Origin of the sequence: Bacillus sp. JJ1474 (assembly GCF_036965225.1) — a bacterium.
Taxonomy (GTDB): Bacteria; Bacillota; Bacilli; order Bacillales; family Cytobacillaceae; genus Cytobacillus.
The window spans coordinates 1-6,208 of record NZ_JBALPC010000086.1 but is presented as its reverse complement, the minus strand read 5'-3'; the positions used below and the strand labels follow the sequence as shown (position 1 = coordinate 6,208).

Here is a 6,208-nt window from a genome sequence, read left to right as displayed (position 1 = left end):
TTATTGTACTATTTCTATATATTGATTTAGTCTCCATAAACCATCCCCCTTTCTAAATCAACTTTTTTTGCTTAAACGTACTCTTGGATCAAAAAATCCATACAATAAATCTACAATTAAATTAATCAATACATAGGAAAGAGCTATTAGTAGTATGGCACCTTGTATCACTTCAAAATCTCGTCTCATAATAGCATTAATAATTAACTGTCCAATTCCTGGGATATTGAACACAGTTTCGATAACAACGGCTCCAGCAATTAATTGTCCAAATGTTTGACCGATAACGGTTAGAATAGGAATGAAGGCATTTTTTAAAGCATGTTTATAAATAACAACTTTTCTTTTGACCCCTTTTGAATAGGCGGTTTTAATGTAATTTGCATTTAAGACATCTAGCATAGAAGAGCGTGTAACCCGTGCAATTAGTGCTGCTTGAATAGCCCCAAGTGCAAATGCGGGTAAAATTAAGTATTTTATATGCACCCATAATCCGTTGCTAAGAGGTTGGAATCCAGCTACAGGGAGTAGAGCAAGATTTACTGCAAACAATAAAACTAATAATAGGGCTAAAAGAAAGTTAGGGATGGAAATTCCTAGTAAAGAAATCATCATAAACGTTTGATCTGTAAATGTTCCGCGCTTGGTTGCTGCAATAATTCCTGCTGGAATAGAAATTAAGATAGCTATGACTTGAGCCATTAATGCCAATGATAAAGTAGGTATTAAATTTTCAAAAAAAGCTTGCAACACGGGCTTATTCATATAAATTGACCAACCTAAGTCTCCTTGGAGGACCTTTGAAATCCAGATAATGAATTGTTCATAGATAGGTAAATTTAACCCCATTTCTTCTCTTAATTTATTAACTTCCTCAACAGAAGCATCGGGTCCAAGTATGACGGCAGCAGGATCTCCTGGTGTTAAGTGAATAATAAAAAATACGACAACTGCAACTACGAACATTACTGGAATTAGAGATAAGAGTCTTTGGAGTATATATGTCTTCAAATAATCTCCTCCTTTCACTAGTAATTTAGTACTCCCCTACATTGATAGGGGAGTACTAAACTTGGTTAGAACTAATATATTTCTATTGCTCAATACTTGTATTCCAGAAAATTGGGCCCATAAATTCAGAATATCCCTTTACTTTATTGGAATAGCTTGAAATGAAGTTTGCCATACCAACGTTAATTACTGGTAGTTCACTCCAAATAATCGCTTGTAATTCTTCAAACTTGGCTGTCGCTTCTTCTTGCGAAGGAGAATTTCTTATTTCATTTATTAATCGGTCGATATCAGGGCTATTTGTCCACCCAGGATATTCTACCTTAGATTCCAAAAACGGATATGCTAACGGTGTAGCAACAGTAGTAAACTGTGTAAAGAAAATATCCCATTTTTCCGGATCCTTTCTTCGATCAAGTAAAGTTGCCCAATCTGTAACGTCCAGTTTAACGTTCATACCTATTTTCTCTAGTGATTGTTGTGTGATAACCGCAGCATCATAATGGTATCTGTAATCACTGCTAGTTAGAATTGTTACTTCCTCACCTTTATAATCAGCTTCCTTTAATAATTCTTTAGCTTTCTCAACATCATACACATTATAATTTTCCTCTCCAGCCTGGGTGTACCAATTCTTTTGTTCTGGACGCATATACGCTGGTTCAAGGCGATAGAACTCTTTATCTGTAAATGCTAATGATAATAATTCTTCATTATTTATCGCGTGATTTATTGCTTGTCTTAGTCTTAAGTCTTGAAAAATTCCTTTTTTATTAAAAACTAATGTTTCAAAACCATATGGCCAAATATCAATTACAACTTCCGGTGAACTCTTTAGTTGTTGCATACTGTCAAAAGGTAATTCAAAAGCATAATCATATTCACCACTTATAACCCCGTTTACTCGAGTAGAAATGTCAGACACAAAGTAGATATAGATTTCATCAACCAAAGCTTCTTTTTTACCGCCTAAACCACTTGTTGGAGCATCTAATGGCTTATAACCTTCAAATTTAGCTAATTTAATATACGAGTCGTGTTTCCACTCTTCTAATTTAAAAGGTCCAGTACCTATGAATTCCTTTACACCTGTTGCATCAGCTGCTTCAATTACTTCTTTAGGCATAATAGAAGCTGTTTGAGTAACATCAGCTAGTCTGTACAATACAGAAATTGAAGGTTTCTCAACATTTAAAGTAACTGTATAATCGTCAATTGCTTCCCATGTTGAGTTACCAAGTTCCGTTTTAGCTGTTCCGTTTTGCTGCCATTTTGTCATCGATGCAACAACATCTTCAGCTTTCAATTCTTTACCGTTATGGAATAATACACCTTTTCTTAATTTAAACGTTATTGTTTTACGGTCTTCACTTTCTTCAAATGACTCTGCTAACATAGGAGCAAGTTCATAATTTTCATCAAAAGTTATTAAGTTTTCGAATATTTGTCTTGCAATATCACGTACTACGTTTGTATTTGTTGTATGAGTGTCAAGAGTAGGTGGCTGTGAATTCCAAGCTAATTTTATTGTTCCTCCCGAAGAATTTGTATTCTCTTCATTTTGTTTAGTGTCAGTGTTAGTGTTTGAGTTTGATGTATTATTAGGCGCACAACCTATTAATAAAAATATCGATAGCAAAAATATTAAACCTGTCGCAAATAATTTTCTTTTCTTCAACTAAACCAAGCCCCCTGTTCCATAAAATTAAATTTATTAGAATTCTATAAATTATTGAGTACTATAGGCAGCTATTGCCTCAATTTAAACTAATACATCCTTTGGAAGACGACTAACTTCAACTGTAGATCTTGGCTGAAATCGCTTTCACGAATTCCTTGACTTCTTTCATCATTTAACTTTAATGTTTATATTTTGTAAGATTAATATAAACATGACCAGCACTTAAAAATGGTTATTCGATTCAGGAAATTTTCTAAAGGATTACCTCCCCATTTCTCATTTTTTCTCTCATTCTTCATTCAATAAAGTAATCTGATTCTTTGTACTTGTTTTGAATTTTTCGTACTCTCTCCATCACTTCCCTTTCATACTTCATTTCGATTCCGGTAGTAATAATATTTAGTAAACTCAAGATAGAACTAATAGGGATAAAGTTTTCCGAATTAGTATTTATTTGAGTTGTGAAGCTTACATCAGAGATTTGAGATATTGGTGATAATAGATGATCGGTAATTGTTATTAATTTTGTTCCCTGTTCCTTTACTGTTTTGGCAATTTCTAAACTCCGAGCACTGTATCTTGGGAAAGAAATAAAGATATACAATGTTTTCTTATTAGTTTCAATTAATAAATCTTCAGGATAACTAGTTTCAGAGGAAATTAAATTCACATCTTTTCTCAGCATTTTTAACTTTAAGTACAACCAATAAGCTGCAGCATAAGAAGCCCTAAACCCTACTATGTATACTTCGTCGGCAGCCATAATTTCATCAATTGCATGCCAATAGTGATTTATATCTAATTTATTTCTTAAGGTTCTAAGTATCTCAATTTCTTTTTCTATCGAACTATCGATGAAATCTAGATTGTTATTTGACTCTTCGGTTGATAAATTTTCCAACTGATCCTTCTTAAATAAATAGTCCTTTTGTATAAACTTTTGCATTTGCGAAAAAGTTTCAAAGTCCAAAGCATAAGATAATCGAATTACTGTTGTTTCACTAACCTCAGCTTGTTTTGCAATTTGGGAAGCTGTGGACATACTAAAACTAACTACATCTTTTAGTAATAAATCTGCCACTTTTTTTTGTCCCTTTGACAATGTTGGGTATTTTTCTTTTAATAAATTCTCAATGCTCATTTAAATTGCTCCATTCAAAAAAAGGATATAAACATTCATTTTGAAAATAAAAAGGATTATATTATTCTTTTTATTTAGAATAATAAATATTTTGAAAATTGTAAACACATTTTTAGTTTTTTTTAAAAAAACTATATTTTTTTAACTTAAATCTGTGATAGTCTATTTTAACTCGTTTATCAGCCAGATCGGGTACGTTGTCAGCCAATTTAAATCGTTTCTCGGCCAAATTGAGCACTTTGTCAGCCAATTCTACCCACTTGTCAGCCAATTTCCCAATCCCCTTCTTTTTTACAAATAAAAAAAAGCAGCTACTGTATTGTAAGTAGCCGCTTCTTATTACCAAACATTCCACCGAAATACTACCTCAAATGCGCTCATCAAATGCCTTTTGCAGTGTCTGTGTCACAATACCGGGAATGCCATTTCCTATTTTTGTATCATTAATCTTAATGACCGGCGATATTTCAAAGGTAGTACTGGTAATAAAGATTTCATCGGAGCTGAGCATTTTATCAATTGTAAATGGTTCTTCCCTAACTTCAATATGATTCTCTCTAGCTAATTGGAATACCACTTTTCTAGTAATTCCATTTAATATCAGATTGTTGGCTGGGTGTGTGCTGATTACGTTCCCGTTAACAATAAATACGTTGCTTGAGCTTCCCTCTGATACAATTTCTCCGCGGTGTAATAGAGCCTCGTCACATTTAAGTTTTTTTGCCTTTTGTTTTGCAAGAACATTGGGAAGCAAGTTGAGACTTTTTATGTCACAGCAGAGCCAGCGCACATCCTCAGTTAGAATAGCAGAAATACCATTCGTTGTTTTATTTATAGGCCGCTCACTTTCCTGCGTATAAGCGATCAGGACAGCCGTAGATTCGTCCGGAAAATGGTGGGTTCTCGGTGCTGTTCCTCGTGTAACTTGAACATATACAGTCCCGTTTATGATATTGTTGATCTGAATAAGCTCGATTAACTTGTTCTTAATATCTATGAAACTATAAGGGATGGCTAAATCAATTTTTTCAGCGCTCTGCTTTAAGCGCTCCAAATGAAAATCCATTTCAAAAAATTTGCCGCTGTACACCCGAATTACTTCATAGACTCCATCACCGAATTGGTATCCGCGGTCTTCAAAATCAATCTTCACTTCTTCTCGCTGCACAATACGTTCATTCCATAAAATCATGATGATTCCTCCCTAAAAAAGGCTTTTCCCATAACGCCTTTTAACCCTATCCGTCAAACGATTTTACCCATAAATTTTATCAAACGCTATGCTCCCAATATGTAAGCACGCAAATATTCCCTTCCAAGCTTCTAAAAAAGTGTCCCCTTTATACGCAATAATTCTCGGCGACTTCATATAGGAACCGGGAACAAGGCTTGCTTTTTTACATTCGGCAGTCGAAGTCCATTCGATTTCCATTTCGACTGGCCCCGTTACCTCATATGGTTTAAAATCATTTATTCGCTTAACAGCCGTAAAGGCTTTGGAACGAATTTCTTCATGTGCTTTAACCATTGGCAAACATCTGGCTGCCCATCGGTCAATAGACTTTTTAACAATAGCTGTCTCTACATCGCCCAAGCTTTCTTTTGCCTCTTTCGCTAGGCAATCGTCCCCCGAAACCATAATAACAGGAACTCCAAAATGGCCTGCAACCGCTGCGTTAATCTCTAACTCTCCAACTGGAACCCCATTCATTCTCGTTTCATACATTTCGGGGCCAACCATCGTTTCGTTTGCTACACCGTGGGAATGACCAACTTTCGCATGTAAGCCGATAAAAAGAGCCGCATCAAATCCTTCTACCTGCTCCATCATACATAAATTTTTATTAGATCCTCTAATTAGTTCTGCTCTCGGATCTAGTTCTTCATATAGAATATTTAGCATGGACCAGTGAGCATCATTGACAACAACCTCTGTAGCACCGGCTTCAAAAGCACCTTCAATGGCAGCATTAACATCCATCGTCATTAATTTTCTAAATTGGTCATAATACTTTCCCGAATGGTGCATCTCCTCCGAATTCACTACCCCGGATATGCCCTCACCATCCGCCACTATATAGATTTTCATAAGTATTCTCCGAATCAAGATTTATCACTATTTCAAAAAAGGCAGAAAAAATCCCCATATCTTTATGGAAAAGAGGACAGTATTCATTTCAATGAACCTAGTATACTTAAATAGTTTCTCCGATTTTTTATATATCCCCCCCTATTTTTTGAATTTAGCCGTAAAACCACAGGATTATCTGTATCCAGTACAATCTTAGAGCCCCAGCCATGATGTGCACTGCTTAGCTTTTTACTGAATATTCTATATAATATTTATAATTATATATTAATTTACAATATTACAA

General features: G+C 34.8%; 6 protein-coding genes. All 6 read right to left on the bottom strand.

Features of this window, described 5'->3' with window-relative positions:
- Window positions 1-57: 57 nt before the first annotated feature.
- The 6 genes from V7164_RS12575 to V7164_RS12550 all read right to left on the bottom strand — a co-directional run bounded on the left by V7164_RS12575 (window position 58) and on the right by V7164_RS12550 (window position 5,922).
- Window positions 58-1,011 (bottom strand): ABC transporter permease, encoded by a 954-nt coding sequence (locus tag V7164_RS12575; protein ID WP_335344063.1) that lies wholly within the window; start codon window positions 1,009-1,011, stop codon window positions 58-60.
- Between the two features lie 82 nt (window positions 1,012-1,093).
- Complete coding sequence (locus tag V7164_RS12570) at window positions 1,094-2,689, bottom strand: ABC transporter substrate-binding protein (protein ID WP_335344062.1); 1,596 nt, start codon at window positions 2,687-2,689, stop codon at window positions 1,094-1,096.
- Between the two features lie 298 nt (window positions 2,690-2,987).
- Complete coding sequence (locus tag V7164_RS12565; RefSeq protein WP_335344061.1) at window positions 2,988-3,833, bottom strand: MurR/RpiR family transcriptional regulator; 846 nt, start codon at window positions 3,831-3,833, stop codon at window positions 2,988-2,990.
- Window positions 3,834-3,945: 112 nt separating this feature from the next.
- On the bottom strand, window positions 3,946-4,104 hold the full coding sequence (locus V7164_RS12560) for a hypothetical protein (RefSeq protein WP_335344060.1): 159 nt from the start codon (window positions 4,102-4,104) through the stop codon (window positions 3,946-3,948).
- A 96-nt stretch (window positions 4,105-4,200) separates the two neighbouring features.
- Window positions 4,201-5,025: a D-amino-acid transaminase gene (dat, locus tag V7164_RS12555; RefSeq protein WP_335344059.1), complete on the bottom strand. Its 825-nt coding sequence runs from the start codon at window positions 5,023-5,025 to the stop codon at window positions 4,201-4,203.
- A 63-nt stretch (window positions 5,026-5,088) separates the two neighbouring features.
- Entirely contained in the window at window positions 5,089-5,922 is an 834-nt protein-coding gene (locus V7164_RS12550) for a M55 family metallopeptidase (RefSeq protein WP_335344058.1), read from the bottom strand.
- Between the last annotated feature and the right edge of the window lie 286 nt (window positions 5,923-6,208).

What these genes read in the sequence shown, in the direction of transcription:
- dat (WP_335344059.1), bottom strand. Translation starts at nt 5,025, where the DNA reads ATGATTTTATGGAATGAACGTATTGTGCAGCGAGAAGAAGTGAAGATT.
- V7164_RS12550 (WP_335344058.1), bottom strand. Translation starts at nt 5,922, where the DNA reads ATGAAAATCTATATAGTGGCGGATGGTGAGGGCATATCCGGGGTAGTG.
- V7164_RS12565 (WP_335344061.1), bottom strand. Translation starts at nt 3,833, where the DNA reads ATGAGCATTGAGAATTTATTAAAAGAAAAATACCCAACATTGTCAAAG.